General features: G+C 67.7%; 14 protein-coding genes. 8 read left to right on the top strand and 6 right to left on the bottom strand.

Annotated elements, in window-relative coordinates:
* The first annotated feature begins 32 nt into the window (after nt 1–32).
* The 5 genes from AC07O4_RS25850 to AC07O4_RS25830 all read left to right on the top strand — a co-directional run bounded on the left by AC07O4_RS25850 (nt 33) and on the right by AC07O4_RS25830 (nt 5,743).
* Nucleotides 33–1,043, top strand: coding sequence for a sialic acid TRAP transporter substrate-binding protein SiaP (locus AC07O4_RS25850; protein ID WP_070060224.1), 1,011 nt, complete (start codon nt 33–35; stop codon nt 1,041–1,043).
* 9 nt (nt 1,044–1,052) lie between these two features.
* Complete coding sequence (locus AC07O4_RS25845) at nt 1,053–1,610, top strand: TRAP transporter small permease (RefSeq protein ID WP_070060225.1); 558 nt, start codon at nt 1,053–1,055, stop codon at nt 1,608–1,610.
* A 31-nt stretch (nt 1,611–1,641) separates the two neighbouring features.
* Nucleotides 1,642–3,036: a TRAP transporter large permease gene (locus AC07O4_RS25840; protein ID WP_095743531.1), complete on the top strand. Its 1,395-nt coding sequence runs from the start codon at nt 1,642–1,644 to the stop codon at nt 3,034–3,036.
* A 47-nt stretch (nt 3,037–3,083) separates the two neighbouring features.
* Nucleotides 3,084–4,610, top strand: a complete 1,527-nt coding sequence (locus tag AC07O4_RS25835; RefSeq protein ID WP_307582846.1) for a UxaA family hydrolase — start codon at nt 3,084–3,086, stop codon at nt 4,608–4,610.
* 74 nt (nt 4,611–4,684) lie between these two features.
* Complete coding sequence (locus tag AC07O4_RS25830; protein ID WP_495269004.1) at nt 4,685–5,743, top strand: malate/lactate/ureidoglycolate dehydrogenase; 1,059 nt, start codon at nt 4,685–4,687, stop codon at nt 5,741–5,743.
* Here AC07O4_RS25830 and AC07O4_RS25825 read toward each other — a convergent pair.
* The 4 genes from AC07O4_RS25825 to AC07O4_RS25810 form a co-directional block, all read right to left on the bottom strand.
* On the bottom strand, nt 5,740–6,624 hold the full coding sequence (locus AC07O4_RS25825; RefSeq protein WP_495306019.1) for a DMT family transporter: 885 nt from the start codon (nt 6,622–6,624) through the stop codon (nt 5,740–5,742). The two genes, AC07O4_RS25830 and AC07O4_RS25825, sit on opposite strands and share 4 nt — an antisense overlap.
* A gap of 187 nt (nt 6,625–6,811) precedes the next feature.
* Nucleotides 6,812–7,462, bottom strand: coding sequence for a nucleoid occlusion factor SlmA (gene slmA, locus AC07O4_RS25820; RefSeq protein ID WP_062471138.1), 651 nt, complete (start codon nt 7,460–7,462; stop codon nt 6,812–6,814).
* A gap of 88 nt (nt 7,463–7,550) precedes the next feature.
* Nucleotides 7,551–8,444 carry an acetylglutamate kinase gene (argB, locus tag AC07O4_RS25815; protein WP_062471140.1) on the bottom strand — a complete coding sequence of 298 codons (894 nt, stop codon included), beginning with the start codon at nt 8,442–8,444 and terminating at the stop codon, nt 7,551–7,553.
* 64 nt (nt 8,445–8,508) lie between these two features.
* On the bottom strand, nt 8,509–9,600 hold the full coding sequence (locus AC07O4_RS25810) for a glycosyltransferase family 4 protein (protein WP_062471143.1): 1,092 nt from the start codon (nt 9,598–9,600) through the stop codon (nt 8,509–8,511).
* 45 nt (nt 9,601–9,645) lie between these two features.
* Between AC07O4_RS25810 and AC07O4_RS25805 the strand changes: the two genes are divergently transcribed.
* Nucleotides 9,646–10,404 carry a glycosyltransferase family 2 protein gene (locus AC07O4_RS25805; protein ID WP_495306018.1) on the top strand — a complete coding sequence of 253 codons (759 nt, stop codon included), beginning with the start codon at nt 9,646–9,648 and terminating at the stop codon, nt 10,402–10,404.
* Between the two features lie 84 nt (nt 10,405–10,488).
* Nucleotides 10,489–12,507, top strand: a complete 2,019-nt coding sequence (locus tag AC07O4_RS25800) for an acyltransferase family protein (protein ID WP_495306017.1) — start codon at nt 10,489–10,491, stop codon at nt 12,505–12,507.
* 40 nt (nt 12,508–12,547) lie between these two features.
* Here AC07O4_RS25800 and AC07O4_RS25795 read toward each other — a convergent pair whose 3' ends face one another.
* Nucleotides 12,548–13,612 (bottom strand): glycosyltransferase family 2 protein, encoded by a 1,065-nt coding sequence (locus AC07O4_RS25795; protein ID WP_159273766.1) that lies wholly within the window; start codon nt 13,610–13,612, stop codon nt 12,548–12,550.
* A 10-nt stretch (nt 13,613–13,622) separates the two neighbouring features.
* On the bottom strand, nt 13,623–14,627 hold the full coding sequence (locus tag AC07O4_RS25790) for a glycosyltransferase family 2 protein (protein WP_495306016.1): 1,005 nt from the start codon (nt 14,625–14,627) through the stop codon (nt 13,623–13,625).
* Between the two features lie 318 nt (nt 14,628–14,945).
* Here AC07O4_RS25790 and AC07O4_RS25785 point away from each other — a divergent pair, with 318 nt between their 5' ends.
* The gene (locus AC07O4_RS25785) at nt 14,946–15,749 is read left to right on the top strand and encodes an ABC transporter permease (protein ID WP_492686368.1); all 804 of its coding nucleotides are present in this window, start codon (nt 14,946–14,948) and stop codon (nt 15,747–15,749) included.

Below are 15,749 nucleotides of genomic sequence, written 5' to 3'. Positions count from 1 at the left end.
CCTGCCAGTTCACTACAACGGAGACACACCCCATGATCAGCAGCAGCAAGAACAGCAAACGCACCGCCCTCAAGGCCCTGGCCGCCTGCGCCCTCGCAGCCGGCGCGCTGGGCGTATCGGGCATCGCCTCGGCGCAGACCAAGCTCAAGTGGGCCCACGTCTACGAGACCTCGGAGCCCTTCCACAAGTACTCGGTGTGGGCGGCCGAGGAGATCAAGAAGCGCAGCAACGGCAAGTACGACATCCAGGTGTTCCCGGCCTCCAGCCTGGGCAAGGAAGCCGACATCAACCAGGGCCTGACGCTGGGCACGGTGGACATCGTGCTGACCGGCGCGAGCTTCGCGGGCAACAGCTACAAGCCGCTGGCCATCACCTACTTTCCGTTCATCTTCCGCGACGCGGAGCACCAGCTGAAGTACGCCAGGAGCGACGTGTTCAAGGAGCTCGCCAAGGGCTACGACGACAAGACCGGCAACCACATCACGGCGCTCAACTACTACGGCGCGCGCCACGTCACCTCGAGCGCGGCCAAGCCGGTGAGCAAGCCCGAGGACATGAAGGGCCTGAAGATCCGCGTGCCCGACGCGCCCGCCTACCTGGCCTTCCCCAAGTCGCTGGGCGCCAACGCCACGCCGATCGCCTTCGCCGAGGTGTACCTCGCGCTGCAAAGCGGCACCGTGGATGCGCAGGAGAACCCGCTGCCCACCATCGAGGCCAAGAAGTTCTACGAGGTGCAGAAGAACATCTCGCTGACCGGCCACATCGTCGACTCGCTGCTCACCGTGGTCTCGGGCCAGCTGTGGGCCAAGCTCAGTGCCGACGAGAAGAAGATGTTCAACGACGTGATGCAGGAAGCCGCCGAGAAAACCGGCCGCGAGATCATCGCCTCCGAGACCCGGCTGGTGGAGGAGTTCAAGAAGAAGGGCAACAACGTGATCACGGTCGACAAGGGCGCGTTCCGCGAGGCCGTGCTCAAGAACACCAAGCCCACCGACCACGGCTACCGCCAGCAGGACTACGACCGCATCATCGCGATCAAGTAAGGCCACACGATGAGCGACGACAAGCTGCTGGGCGACGACGGCGAGTTCCACGCCAAGGACGAGGCCGTCGACCTGTCCGGCACCACCGTGGAGGCCTGGGCCGCCCTGGGCATCTTCTGGGTGCTGGGCCTCACGGTGCTCTACCAGTTCGTGACGCGCTACGTGCTGAACGACTCGGCCTCCTGGACCGAGGAGATCGCGCGCTACCTGCTGGTGGGCACGGTGTTCGTGGGCGCGTCGATCGGCGTGGCGCGCAACAACCACATCCAGGTCGACTTCTTCTACCGCCACATGCCGCCGGCCATGGGCCGCGCGCTGGGGCTGCTGGTCGACGTGCTGCGCACGGCGTTCTTCGCGGCGGCCGTGGTCATGACGGTGCAGATGATGCTCAAGATCGGCAACAACGCGAGCATGACCATCGTCGACCTGCCGATGAACATCGTCTACGGCGTGTGCCTGCTGGGCTTCGTCGCCATGTGCGTGCGCTCGGTGCAGGTGAGCGTGGTGCACTGGCGCCGCGGCTACTGCGTGCTGGAGCGGCCCGAATCCACGATCGACGACCGCTGAGGTCGCAACCCCACTCCATCACGACAACAACATGCTGAAGATCGCCTTCCTGCTCTTCATGAGCGCCGGCATCCCGGTCGCCGTGGCCATGGCCGGTGCCTCGCTGGTCTACATCCTCTGGAGCGGCAACCTGCCGGGCTTCGTCGTCATTCACCGCATGGTGAGCGGCGTCGACAGCTTTCCGCTGCTCGCCGTTCCCTTCTTCATCCTCGCCGGCAACCTGATGAACAACGCCGGCATCACCAACCGCATCTACAACTTCGCGCTCGCGCTGGTGGGCTGGCTCAAGGGCGGCCTGGGGCACGTGAACATCCTGGGCTCGGTGATCTTCTCGGGCATGAGCGGCACCGCGATCGCGGACGCGGCCGGCCTGGGCACGATCGAGATCAAGGCCATGAAGGAGCACGGCTACTCGACCGAGTTCGCGGTCGGCGTGACCGCGGCCTCGGCCACGCTGGGGCCGATCATTCCGCCGAGCCTTCCCTTCGTGATCTACGGGATGATGGCCAACGTGTCGGTGGGCGCGCTGTTCATCGCGGGGCTGATGCCGGGGCTCATCATGACGCTGCTCATGATGCTCACGGTGGCCTACTACGCGCACAAGAACGGCTGGGGCGCGGACGTGAAGTTCCAGTGGCCGCGCCTCATGAAGGCGCTGGTCGAGCTGCTGGTGGTGTGCCTGTGGCCCACGCTGCTGTGGTTCGCAGTCGACAAGTTCGGCGCGCCGGCCCAACCGGCGGTGGCCATTGCGCTGGTGATTCTTTTCGCGGCCGACAAGGTCTTCAAGTTCGAGGCGGTGCTGCCGATCATGACGCCGGTGCTGCTCATCGGCGGCATGGCGACGGGCCTGTTCACCGCCACCGAAGGCGCGATTGCCGCCTGCGTGTGGGCGATGGTGCTGGGCTTCTTCTGGTACCGCACGCTGCAGTGGAAGATGTTCGTCAAGGTCTGCCTGGAGACGGTGGAGTCGACCTCGACGGTGCTCTTCATCGTGGCGGCCGCCTCGATCTTCGGCTGGATGCTGACGGCCACCGGTGTCACGGCCGACATCGCGAGCTGGGTGCTCAACTTCACCAAGGAAGCCTGGGTGTTCCTGCTGCTCGCGAACCTGCTGATGCTGTTCGTGGGCTGCTTCCTGGAGACCACGGCGGCCATCACGATCCTGGTGCCGATCCTGCTGCCGATCTCGAACCAGCTGGGCATCGACCCGGTGCACTTCGGCGTGGTGATGGTGCTCAACCTGATGATCGGCGTGCTGCACCCGCCGATGGGCATGGTGCTGTTCGTGCTGGCGCGCATCGCCAACCTGAGCATCGAGCGCACGACGATGGCGATCCTGCCCTGGCTGGTGCCGTTGCTGTTGAGCCTGGGCATCATCACCTACTGGCCCGCCACCGTGCTGTGGCTGCCGAAGATCATGCAGTAACGACCACCGCCGGCGCACCCGCGCCGGCTCCGAGAACGATACCCACGATGACCCCCTACATCCGACTCCATCCCGCCGACGACGTCGTCATCGCGCGCTCGCAACTGCTGGGCGGCACGCTCGTCGAGAACGTGGCCGTGCGCGGCCTGATCCCGCCGGGCCACAAGGTCGCCATGCGCGCCATCGCGCAGGGCGAACCGGTGCGCCGCTACAACCAGATCATCGGCTTCGCGAGCAAGCCCATTGCCGCCGGCGAGCACGTGCACACGCAGAACCTGGACATGGGCCCCGACAAGGGCGACTTCGAACGCGACTACGCCTTCGGCGCCGACGTGAAGCCCGCGCCCGCAAAACGCGAGGCCACCTTCATGGGCATCAAGCGCGCCGATGGCCGCGTGGCCACGCGCAACTACATCGGCGTGCTGACCAGCGTGAACTGCTCGGCCACGGCCGCGCGCGCGATTGCCGACCACTTCTCTCGCAAGACGAATCCGCAGGCGCTGGCGGCGTTTCCGAATGTCGACGGCGTGGTCGCGCTCACGCACGGCACGGGCTGCGGCATGGACACGCAGGGCATGGGCATGCAGATCCTGGAGCGCACGCTCACGGGCTACGCCACGCACCCGAACTTCGCGGGCGTGCTGGTGGTGGGGCTCGGCTGCGAAGCCAACCAGATCAACGCCTGGCTCGCGACCGGCCACCTGGCCGAGGGCGAGAACTTCCGCACCTTCAACATCCAGGACACGGGCGGCACGCGCAAGACGGTCGAGAAAGGCGTGGCGCTCATCAATGAAATGCTGCCGCGCGCCAACGCAGTGAAGCGCGAGCCGTGCAGCGCGGCGCACATCACCATCGGGCTGCAGTGCGGCGGCTCCGACGGCTACTCGGGCATCAGCGCGAACCCGGCGCTCGGTGCGGCGGTCGACCTGCTGGTGGCGCACGGCGGCACGGCCATCCTGAGCGAAACGCCCGAGGTGTACGGCGCCGAGCACCTGCTCACGCGCCGCGCGGTGAAGCGCGAGGTCGGCCAGAAGCTCGTGGACCGCATCAAGTGGTGGGAGCACTACACAGAGATCAACGAAGGCGAGATGAACAACAACCCCTCGCCCGGCAACAAGGCGGGCGGGCTCACGACCATCCTCGAAAAATCACTGGGCGCGGTCGCCAAGGGCGGCACGAGCAACCTCGAGGCGGTGTACGAGTACGCGGAGCCCGTGACCGCGCATGGCTTCGTCTACATGGACACGCCGGGCTACGACCCGGTGAGCGCCACGGGCCAGGTGGCGGGCGGCGCGAACCTGATCTGCTTCACGACCGGTCGCGGCTCGGCCTATGGCTGCGCGCCCTCGCCCTCGCTCAAGCTGGCGACCAACTCGGCGCTGTGGCAGCGGCAGGAAGAAGACATGGACATCAACTGCGGCGAGATCGTCGACGGCACGGCCTCGATTGCGGAGATGGGCCAGCGCATCTTCGAGCTGGTGCTGGCCACGGCCTCGGGTGCGCACTCGAAGAGCGAGCAGCACGGCTACGGGCAGAACGAGTTCGTGCCCTGGCAAGTCGGCGCGGTGATGTGAGGCCCATGCAGCCCCTGCCCGCCCGCCCGCCCATCGGCCACGCCATCCCATTGAACGCACGAGGAGCCTGATCCATGTCCAGAACCCTGCCGGCCGACGGCCTGCAAGCCAACGTCGCCCGCATCCTCGAAGCGGCGGGCAGCAGCGCCGCCGAAGCGCAGCAGGTGGCCGCCAACCTCGTGCTGGCCAACCTGAGCGGGCACGACTCGCACGGCGTAGGCATGCTGCCGCGCTACATCGATGCGGTGGCCGAAGGCGGCCTCGTGCCCAACGCCGCCGTGAAGGTCAATCTCGACATCGGCACGCTGATGGGCCTGGACGGCCAGCACGGCTACGGGCAGATCGTCGGCGTGCAGGCGATGGAGCTCGGCATCGCGCGCGCGAAGCAGCACGGCAGCTGCATCTTCACGCTCGCGAACGCGCACCACCTGGGGCGCATCGGCCATTTCGCCGAGATGGCGACGGCGCAGGGGCTGGTGGCGATGCACTTCGTCAACGTGCTCTCGCGGCCCGTGGTGGCGCCCTGGGGCGGCGGCGACGGGCGCTTCGGCACCAACCCGTGCTGCATCGGCATTCCGCTGGCGGGCGCCGAGCCCTTCGTGCTCGACTACGCGACCAGCCGCGTGGCGCAGGGCAAGATGCGCGTGGCCCACAACAAGGGCGAGCAGGTGCCCGACGGCTACCTCATCGACGAACGCGGCGCGCCCACCAACGATCCGGGCGTGGTCGTGGTGCCGCAGGGCAACGGCCTGTTCGGCGCGCTCATGACCTTCGGCGAGCACAAGGGCTACGGCATGGCCGTGGCCTGCGAGTTGCTGGGCGGCGCGCTCACGGGTGGCGGCACCTGGCACCGGCCGGCGGACACGGCGCGCACGGTGCTCAACGGCATGCTGACGGTGCTGATCGACCCCGCGAAGCTCGGCACGCAGAAAGCCTTCGACGAGGAGGCACGCGAGTTCATCGGCTGGCTGCGGCAAAGCCCACCGGGCCAGGGCTTCGAGGCCGTACAGATCGCGGGCGAGCCGGAGCGCCAGGCGCGCGCGGCACGCCGGCGCGACGGCGTGTGGGTCGATGACGCGACCTGGGGCGAGATCGTCGCCGCCGGCGCCAAGGTGGGCGTGGCCGTCGCCTAGCGCCGCGCCGCCTGGCGCGACTTCTGGCTCAGCACCAGCGCGATGCCGCCGAGGATCGCCACCGAGGCGAGCGCCAGCCGCGGCGTGATCGCTTCCGACAGGAACAGCACGCCGCCGAACGCCGCCAGGAGCGGCACCGACAGTTGCACCGTGGCCGCCCGCAAGGCCGACAGGCGGCCCAGCGCCGCGTACCAGACCACGTAGCCGAGCCCCGAGGTCAGCGCACCGGAGGCGACGGCCAGCGCGACGCCGCGCGCATCGGCGTGCGCGCGCGTGGCGAACACCAGGCTCAGTGCCAGGGCCAGCGGCACGGCGCGCAGGAAGTTGCGCGCGGTCGCAGCCAGCGGATCGGCCACGCCCCGGCCGCGCAGCGAATACACGCCCCACGCCACGCCCGCCACCGCCATCAGCACGGCGCCCAGCAGCGGCGGCGCGGCGACGCCCGGCGACACCAGGTAGACAAGGCCGGCCGCCGCAAGGACAAAGCCGCACCATGCGAGCACCCCGAAGCGCTCGCCGCCGCCCAACCCCGCGCCCAGCATCGTGAGCTGCACCGCGCCGAAGAGGATCAGCGCGCCCGTGCCCGCCGGGAGACTGAGGTAGGCGAAGGAGAAGAACGCGACGTACGCGAACAGCATGACGGCCGGGAGCCAGCCGGTGTGCCCGAGGGCGGACGGCTGCGCCCGGAAGCGCACGACGAGCGCCAACGTGATCGCCCCGGACGCGAGCCGGATGCTGCCGAAGCTGGCCGGGTCGATGCCGCCGTGCTGCAGCGCGAGCCTGCACAGCAGCGAGTTGGCCGCGAACGCGACCATGGCGACGGCGGTGAGCGCGACGGCGTGCAGGAGAGGGGCCGGGCGGGCGGCGGCGGCGTCAGGCATGGCGCGCGCCGGAAGGCCAGCAAAGGCGGGAAGGACAAGCACTCATGCGAGCCTCCGATCCAGAGGTCATGCGAAACGGGCTTGTCACCGCGGCACCGCGTGGCGGCAAGGGAGGAAATCGATCGTACGCGCCGCAAGGGGCCGCGTCGAGTTCAGCGTTACGGCGCCGGCCTTGCCGGCAAGGCCATCAAACGATCAGGGCGATCGTGGCTTCCAGGTGTTCCGACGGCGCGCGGCGGAAACCCGAGCGCGCAAAGCGCTGCAGCTGCCCCACCACGAAGGCCGTGAGCGCCGCGGCGCGCACCTGGGCGTCGACGCTGGGCGTGGCCGAGCCGTCGGCGGCGGCCGCGCCGCGCAGCACCTGGCGCAGCGTGGCCTCGATCTTGTCGAAGAACTGGTTCATGCGCTGCTGCAGACGCTCGTTCTCGAACACCAGCGCATCGCCGACCATGACGCGCGTCATACCGGGGTTGCGCTCGGCGAACTGCACGAGCAGCACGAGGATGCGGGCCGCCTGCTGGCTGCCGGTGGCGCCTTCGCGCTCGAGGATCTGGTTGACCAGCGTGAAGACGCTCTGCTCGATGAAGTCGATGAGGCCCTCGAACATCTGGGCCTTGCTCGCGAAGTGGCGGTACAGGGCCGCCTCGCTCACCTCGAGCCGCGCGGCCAGCGCGGCGGTGGTGACCCGCTCGGCACCGGGCTGCTCCAGCATGGCGGCCAGCGCCTGCAGGATCTGCACGCGCCGCTCGCCCGGCTTGGGGCGCTTGCGCGTCGGTGCGGCGGCGGGCGTGTCGGCTGGGGTCTCTACGCCGGGGGCAGCTGTCTCTTCGTTCTGCATGGGAGCGCGTGCAAAGATGTAATCAATTGATTCTCGCACAGCGCAGTGAGCGCGCGCCTTCCGCCGCAGGAAGGCACGCGCAGGGCGCTCAGCGCGCCCGGATCATCGTGCCGTAGGCCTGGTCGGTCAGGATCTCGAGCAGCATCGCGTGCGGCACGCGGCCGTCGATGATGTGCACCGCGTTCACGCCGCTCTTGGCCGCGTCGAGCGCGCCTTCGATCTTGGGCAGCATGCCGCCCGAGATGGTGCCGTCGGCGAACAGGTCGTCGATTTCGCGCGCGCTCAGGTTGGTGAGCAGGTTGCCGTTCTTGTCGAGCACGCCGGGCGTGTTCGTCAGCAGCATGAGCTTCTCGGCCTTGAGCACCGTGGCCAGCTTGCCGGCGACGACGTCGGCGTTGATGTTGTAGCTCTCGTTCTCCTCGCCGAAGCCGATCGGGCTCACGACGGGAATGAAGGCGTCGTCCTGCAGTGCCTTGACCACGCTGGGGTCGATGGAGACGATGTCGCCGACCTGGCCCACGTCGTGGTGCACGTTCGGGTCGGTGCGGTCGGCCAGCTTGAGCTTTTGCGCGCGAATGAGGCCGCCGTCGCGCCCCGTGAGGCCCACGGCCTTGCCGCCGGCCTGGTTGATCAGGCCCACGATGTCCTGCTGCACCTCGCCGGCCAGCACCCATTCGACGACTTCCATGGTCTCGGCGTCGGTCACGCGCATGCCCTGCACGAAGCTGCCCTTCTTGCCCAGCTTGTTCAGCGCGGCCTCGATCTGCGGGCCGCCGCCGTGCACCACCACCGGGTTCATGCCGACCAGCTTGAGCAGCACCACGTCTTCGGCGAAGTCGGCCTGCAGCGCCGGGTCGGTCATGGCGTTGCCGCCGTACTTGATGACGATGGTCTTGCCGTGGAACTTGCGGATGTACGGCAGCGCCTGGGCCAGGATCTCGGCCTTGTCGCGCGGAGGGATGTTGAGGACGGGGTCGGTCATGGGCGGTCAGGCTCCAAAGCGGTGGACGATGGGAAGAATTCTCGCAACAAGGCGGTGCCGGCGGTCAGGGCCGCAGCCAGCGCGGGACCTTGAAGCGCACGATCATCAGGTACGCCCCGACGTAGGTCGTGACGAACAGAAGGCAGAACAGCATCAGCACGAAGGTGTTGTTCCAGAACAGCACCGCGGGCACCACCGACAGCGCGGCGAACATCCACAAATAGGGCGAGGTGCGGTTGTTGCGCGCCAGCAGCTGGCGCGCCTCGTCGTCCGCGAAGGCCACGCGCACGATGCGCCGGAAGATCAGCTGGTGGAAGTGCAGCGCGTCGGCCGTGCCCGGCGACTGGCCCCGGGCCAGCTTGCGGTAGATGGAGAACAGCGTCTCCCACACCGGGTAGATCAGGAGCAGCATCGGGAACCACGGCGACACCACGCGGTGGCGCTGCACCAGCGTCACGCAGGCCACGGCGATCACCATGCCCCAGACGTAGGCGCCGCCGTCGCCGGCGAAGATCTTGCCGCGCGGGTAGTTCCAGACCAGGAAGCCGAAGGTGGCGCCGACCAGGCAGATCACCATCGCCGCCAGCTGCCGGTCGCCCAGCTGCAGCGCGACGTGCGAGATCGCCAGGCACACGAGCACGGCCACGGTGCCGGCCAGGCCGTTGTAGCCGTCGATGATGTTGAAGGCATGCGGCAGGCCGCCGATGGCCAGGGCCGCGAAGACCAGCGAGGCATAGGGCAGCAGCGCCAGCCAGCCGTCGAGCGTCTCGAAGCCGGTGCGCGCCACGCCCAGCCCTTGCACCCAGCACACCAGCAGCGCCGAGCCGATGGTCAGGCCCAGCCGGTAGCGCACCTTGACCTGCTGGGTCACGTCTTCGACGATGCCGCCGAGCACGGCGGGCAGGATGCACACCAGCGTGAGCATCGAGGACTTGAGCGGCCAGGCGATGTTCAGCGGCTCGATCAGGCCGGCGCCCAGCCAGGCCGCGCTCATGCCGAGCATGATGCCGGCCCCGCCCAGGCGCGGCACGTGGCCCTTGTGGAAACGCTGGGGCATGTCGGCGCCGTAGCGGCGTGCGTGTCTGCGCGCGCGGCGCATGAACAGCTGCACCGCGATGGCGGAGACGAAGAAACTGAGGATGATCAGGGCAATCATGAGTGGGGTTGGGGGAACCCTAGAATTCCCGAGCGAAATTAGACCATGCCCACGCCCCCTTCTTCACCCCACGCCCCGGTCACCCTGTCGATCGTGAGCCACGGCCAGCTCGCGCTGGTGCTGCCGCTGCTCGAGCAGCTCGACCGCCACAGCCGAGGCTCGATCGCCAAGGTCGTGCTCACGCTGAACATTCCCGAGGCCGACCTGCTCGCAGGACGACAGTGGGGTTTCGCCATCGAGCGCATCGAGAACGCGGCGCCCCTGGGCTTCGGCGCCAACCACAACCAGGCCTTCGCGCACTGCGACACGCCCTGGTTCCTGGTGCTCAACCCCGACATCCGCTTCGACGCCGACGTGCTCGCCCCGATGCTCGCCCAGGCCGCGCCCGATGCCGGCCTGATGACGCCGCGCATCCTGGAGTCGGGCCGGCCCGAGCCCGAGCCGCACCGCGCGCTGCTGACCCCCTTCGAGATCCTGGGCCGCAAGAAACCCGGCTACCAGCCGCCGGCCGTGCCGGCCTGGATTCCCGGCCTGTTCATGCTGTTTCGCAGCGAGGCCTACCGCAAGATCGGCGGCTTCGACGAGCGCTTCTTCATGTACGGGGAAGACTTCGACATCTGCGCCCGCACCCGGCTGGCCGGCTGGAAGCTCCAGGTGACCGAAGACCTGCGCGCGCGCCACGACGCCCAGCGCGCCAGCCACCGCAGCAAGAAGTACCTGTACTGGCACGTGACCAGCCTGCTCAAGGTGTGGCTGTCGGGCGCTTTCTGGCGCTACTGGCGGCTGCAGCGCGCCGCCGCCTGAAAAAGGCACGCCGGCGTTTGCGAGGACAATCGGGGCCGAAAAGCCCGCACGAAAAGCCCGCTAGCGCCGCTTTCAGCACCGACGATGACGACCACGAGCAGCCCGACCTCCCTCCCCGAACACGCCCACCTGGTTCACCCGAAATACCGCCCGGACATCGACGGGCTGCGCGCGGTCGCGGTGCTCTCGGTGCTCGGCTACCACGCGTTCCCGCAGTGGATCAAGGGCGGCTTCATCGGTGTCGACATCTTCTTCGTCATCTCGGGCTTCCTGATCACCACCATCATCCTGGGCAGCTTCCAGGGCGACGGCTTCAGCTACCGCGAGTTCTATGCGCGCCGCGTGAAGCGCATCTTCCCGGCGCTGGCGCTGGTGCTGCTGGCCACCATGGCTTTCGGCTGGTTCGCCCTGCTGCCGCACGAATGGGAACAGCTGGGCAAGCACGTGGCCGCGGGCGCAGGCTTTGTCTCGAACTTCGCCTTCTGGAGCGAGGCCGGCTACTTCGACAACGCCGCCGAGACCAAGCCGCTTTTGCACCTGTGGTCGCTGGCCATCGAAGAGCAGTTCTACATCTTCTGGCCCGTGCTGCTGGGCCTGGCCTGGAAGCGCAAGTGGCGCATGCTCGCGGTGCTCGGCACGGTGGCGGCGATGTCGTTCCTGCTCAACGTGACGACCATCCACAGCCACCGCACGGCCGCGTTCTATTCGCCGCTGTCGCGCTTCTGGGAACTGATGATCGGCGGCATGCTGGCCTACGCGCGGCTCCACCGCCCGCCACCGAAGCCAGGCTGGAGCCGCCACGCGCAGTCGATCGCCGGCCTCGTGCTGATCGTGCTGGGCCTGTGCTACATCCGCGGCGGCAAGGCCTTCCCCGGGTTCTGGGCCATCCTGCCGTCGGTAGGCGCCTTCTTCTGCATCGCCGCCGGACCGAGCGGCGTGCTCAACCGCTATGTGCTCGCGTCCAAGCCGATGGTCTGGGTCGGGCTGATCAGTTACCCGCTCTACCTCTGGCACTGGCCGCTGCTGGCCTATGCGCGCATCCTCGAGGGCAAGCTGCCATCGGACGGCATCCGCGCGCTGATGCTGGTGGCGTCGTTCGTGCTCGCGTGGCTGACCTACCGGTTCGTCGAGCGCTACACGCGCCGCAGCGAGAACCCGACGGTGACGGCGGGGCTGGTGGCCGTGATGATCGGCTTCGTCGTGCTCGGCCTGCTGGCGACCACGCGCTACTACGTGGGCCGCCACAGCGATCCGTACTTCAACAAGACCGCCGCGGCTGCCAAGGACTGGGCCTACCCGGACGGCCTGAGCCCGATCAAGGTCGACGGCGAGGTGCTGCAGCAGATCGGGCAGGGCAAGCGGCGGGTGCTGTTCTTCGGGGACAGCCACGTCGAGCAGTACGGGCCGCGCGCCGTCGAGCTCTCCAAGACCTCGCCGGGCACGCTCGATTCGCTCTCCTTCGTGACCTGGGGCGCCTGCCCGCCGATTCCCAACGTGGTCGACGAGCAGAACAACCTCTGCGGCGAACGCCGCGACGGCGGCATGCGGCTGGCCATGAGCGACCGGTTCGACGCCGTCGTCTTCGGCGGCTGCTGGAACTGCTACTTCTCCGAGACCGGGAAGCCCAACGCAGAGAACGCAGCGGCCGACCGCTACTACTTCTTCGACGGCAAGGACAAGCGGCGCTTCATGGGCGGCGGCGGCGTGGACTTCTCGCTCAACATGCTCGAGACCGTGCTGACCACGTTGGCCAAGCACAAGCAGGTCTACCTGCTGCTGGACAACCCGGTCGGCGAGGGCTTCGGCCCCGAGGAGTTCATCAAGGGCGGCCGCCTGGGCGACATGCAAGTGGGCAAGATGTCGCCCACCGCTCCCTGGGACGCGAGGCAGAAGGCGCTGCACGAGCGCATGCGGCAGATCGCGCAGCGCAGCGGCGCCATCGTGATCGACCCGATCCCGACCCTGTGCCAGAAGGACTGGTGCACCCGCGCCGATGCCGACGCCACGCCGATCTACAAGGACGCGGGCCACCTGCGCGCCGAGTACGTGCGCACGCACGCCACCTACATGGACCCGGCGATGACGTCGGCGCCGGCCCGCTGAGGACCAGGCTGCGGCGGCCTGCGGGCCGCCGCGGCGCGCATCAGGACTTGTAGACCTTGCGCAGGCTGCGGATGCCCGGCAACTTCGTCAGCGCGCCGATGAAGCGCACCATGCCCGGCGTGCTCCGGCGCAGCAGGAACAGCGTGATCCACAACCGCAGCTTCTTCTTGCGGCCCACATACGGGTTCGCGAAGACGATGGCCGCGTAGTCGTCGAGCACCGCCGTCATCTCGCCGCGGTACTGGTCGTCCTTCTTGATGGCCTCGATCGCCTCGTTCACGAAGAACAGCTGGAAGCGCGGCATCAGGTATTCGCGCAGGTAGTAGCGGCCACGCTGGTGCTCGTCGGGGAACATCTGCAGCAGCTTCTTGAAGTACTTGAAGCGGCTGCGCACCATGCGGATGCCGAACGAGGTGCTGGCCGTGTGGATGCACCAGACCGTCACCGCCTTGTCCACGAAGTGATTGCTGTAGCCCTTGCGGAAGATGCGCAGGAACAGGTCGTCGTCCTCGTAGCCCATGAACTGCGAGTCGAAGCCGCCCACCGCGTCGAAGGCCTTGCGGCTCACGAGCGCGGCCGAGGGCAGCACGAACATGTCGTAGCGCAGCAGGTCGAAGATGCTGCGCTTCGGATGCTGTGCGTGGTCCTTGATGACGCCCGTGCGAATCACGTTGCCGTCGCCGTCCGCTTCGTACAGGTCGGCGTAGATGTAGCCGAACAGGCGGTCGTCCCACGGGATCGACGACACCAGCGTCTCGATGTGGTTCGGCAGGTAGAAGTCGTCCTGGTCCAGGAAGCAGATGTACTCGGAGGTCGACGCCGCCACGCCCGCATTGCGCGCCGAGCCCTGGCCGCCGTTCTCCTTGTCGAGGATGCGGAACGGGTAGCGGGCCGCCAGCCCGTCGAGCGCGGCGCGCTCCTCCGGACGCGAGCCGTCGTTGACCACGATCACCTCGTGTGCGGGCACCGACTGCTCGAACACGCTCTTCACCGAGCGCTCGATGAAATCGGCGCCGTTGTAGAACGGAATGATGACCACGACGTTCGGCCAGGCCATCGGCTCGCCGGGCGGGGAAGGGTTCGCGGGGACGTTGGTTGGGTTCATTGTTGTTGTGTCAGACAGATTCGAAAAGATCGCGGACCACGCCGCGCACCCCGCGGCCGAACTTGTCGTAGCGACCGGTCATGGCCTCGCGCAGGATCGGCACGCACCGGGCCAGGCGCGAGGCGGGCAAGCCGGCGCGGAAGCGCTGGTGCACGATCTTGCTGCGCACCTTGTCGATGATCTCGGGGGGCACGCGATCGCCGAGCTGGAGTAGACGCTCCAGCAACAGCTCGGCCTTGATCGCGCGCTCGACGTGCGTGTTGCCCCGCGAGGCGAGCGCCTTGCGCACCTTTTCCTTGAAGGTGTCGCGGCGGGCGCCGATCTGGTTGGATTCGTGCTGGCGGTATTCGATGAGGGACTCTTCCAGCAGGTCGACCCGCGACGTCGTCGACGCGACGATCCCCAGCCATTCATCGTGCACCCATTCGACGGGCAGCGGCAGCGCATCGGCGAGCAGCGTACGACGGAAAACCGTGGTGGCGCCGGTCACGAGGTTGCGGCGCAGAAACACGTCGAAGGCTCGGCCTGTGTGGATCCGCTCGATTTCGGACGGCGTGACCTCGAGCGCATGGAACAGCGTGTTGCCCAGGTCGCGGCCTTGGGAATCCACGAGGCGCGCGTCGGTGTGCAGCAGCCACAAGTTGTCGTCCTGCACGAAAGGCGCCACCATCCGCTCCAGCCGGTCGGGCATCCACACGTCGTCCTGGTCGCTCAGCGCGATCAGGTCGCCGGTGCAGGCCGAGATGGCCTGCTCGAAATTCTTGACGACCCGCAGGGCCACGGGGTTCTCGAAGACCCGCAGGGCGATGGGCGGCCCGGGGCGCTCCGCCGCGCATTCGGCCACCGTGGCGCGCACGACATCGACCGAGCCGTCGCGCGAGGCGTCGTCGGACAGCACGATCTCTATCGGCGGCCGGGTCTGCAGGCAGATGCTGCGCACCTGCTCGCGCAGGAAGCGGGCGCCGTTGTAGGTGCACAGGGCGACGGAGACTTCGAGAGGACGGGGATTGCGCATGGGTGGATCGTTTTTCTGTCGGGCATGCTGCCGATGGCAGCCGCAGCCCGTCCGATCGGGGGAGCGGTGGGCTCTTCCATGGTTACGAATTGCAGGGGAACCGGAGCCGGTAAAATTATCTCTCAGTTGATACTCTGAATAAAATGCGCGGGCTCGCACGAGCACCGTCCCGGCCCTTACGGCCATAGCCCTCCAAGAAATCCCGCTTGACCCCCTCGGCCACGAAGCGCTTTTGCTCATCGCCGTTTCACGCGGCGGTGGGAACCTGACCCTGCACATCGGCATCCGCATGGCAGACAAAGACACTGACGCACACGCATGAGCCAAGTTCATTCCAATCTCCATCGAAGCGCCCTGGCCGACTGGTGGGAAGGCACCCGCCGCACCGACATCTGGTGGACGCTGGCCTGGTTCGACGTAGTGCTGCGCTATCGCCGCTCCATGCTGGGGCCGCTGTGGCTCACGCTGAGCATGGGCATCATGATCGGCGGCATGGGCCCGCTGTATGCCTCGCTCTTCGGCACCCAGCTGGACAAGTTCTTCCCGCACCTGGCGCTCGGCGTGATCTTCTGGGGTTTCTTCTCCGCGATCGTCACCGATGCCTGCAACGCCTTCGTCGGCGCCTCCAACTACCTGAAGCAGGGCTACTTTCCCATCAGCCTCTTCGTGTGGCGAGGCCTGGGACGCAACCTGATCCAGTTCGCCCACCAGATCGTGCTGTACATCCCCGTCGCCCTGTGGGCCGGCGTCTCGCTGTCGTGGTCGGTTCTCCTGGTCATTCCGGCCTTCCTGATCCTCATCGTCAACGCCCATGCGCTCGGCCTGCTGCTGGGCCTCATCTGCACCCGCTACCGCGACGTGACCCAGATCATCACCAGCATCATGCAGATGCTGATGTTCCTCACCCCTGTTTTCTGGCTTCCCGAGAACCTCCCGGGCCGCGCCAAGTACGTGCTGTGGAACCCCTTCGCGCAGATGCTCGACCTGTTGCGCACGCCGCTGATGGGCGGCGTGGCCCACCTCGAGAGCTGGATCGGTATCGGTCTGTGGACCGTGTTGTGCCTGACCGCCGCGAGCGTGATGTTCGTCAAATACCGCCGCCGCGTCGTTTACTGGCTCTGA

Source organism: Variovorax sp. GW821-FHT09D04 (genome assembly GCF_059416405.1).
This window is presented reverse-complemented; position numbering and strand designations above follow the sequence as displayed.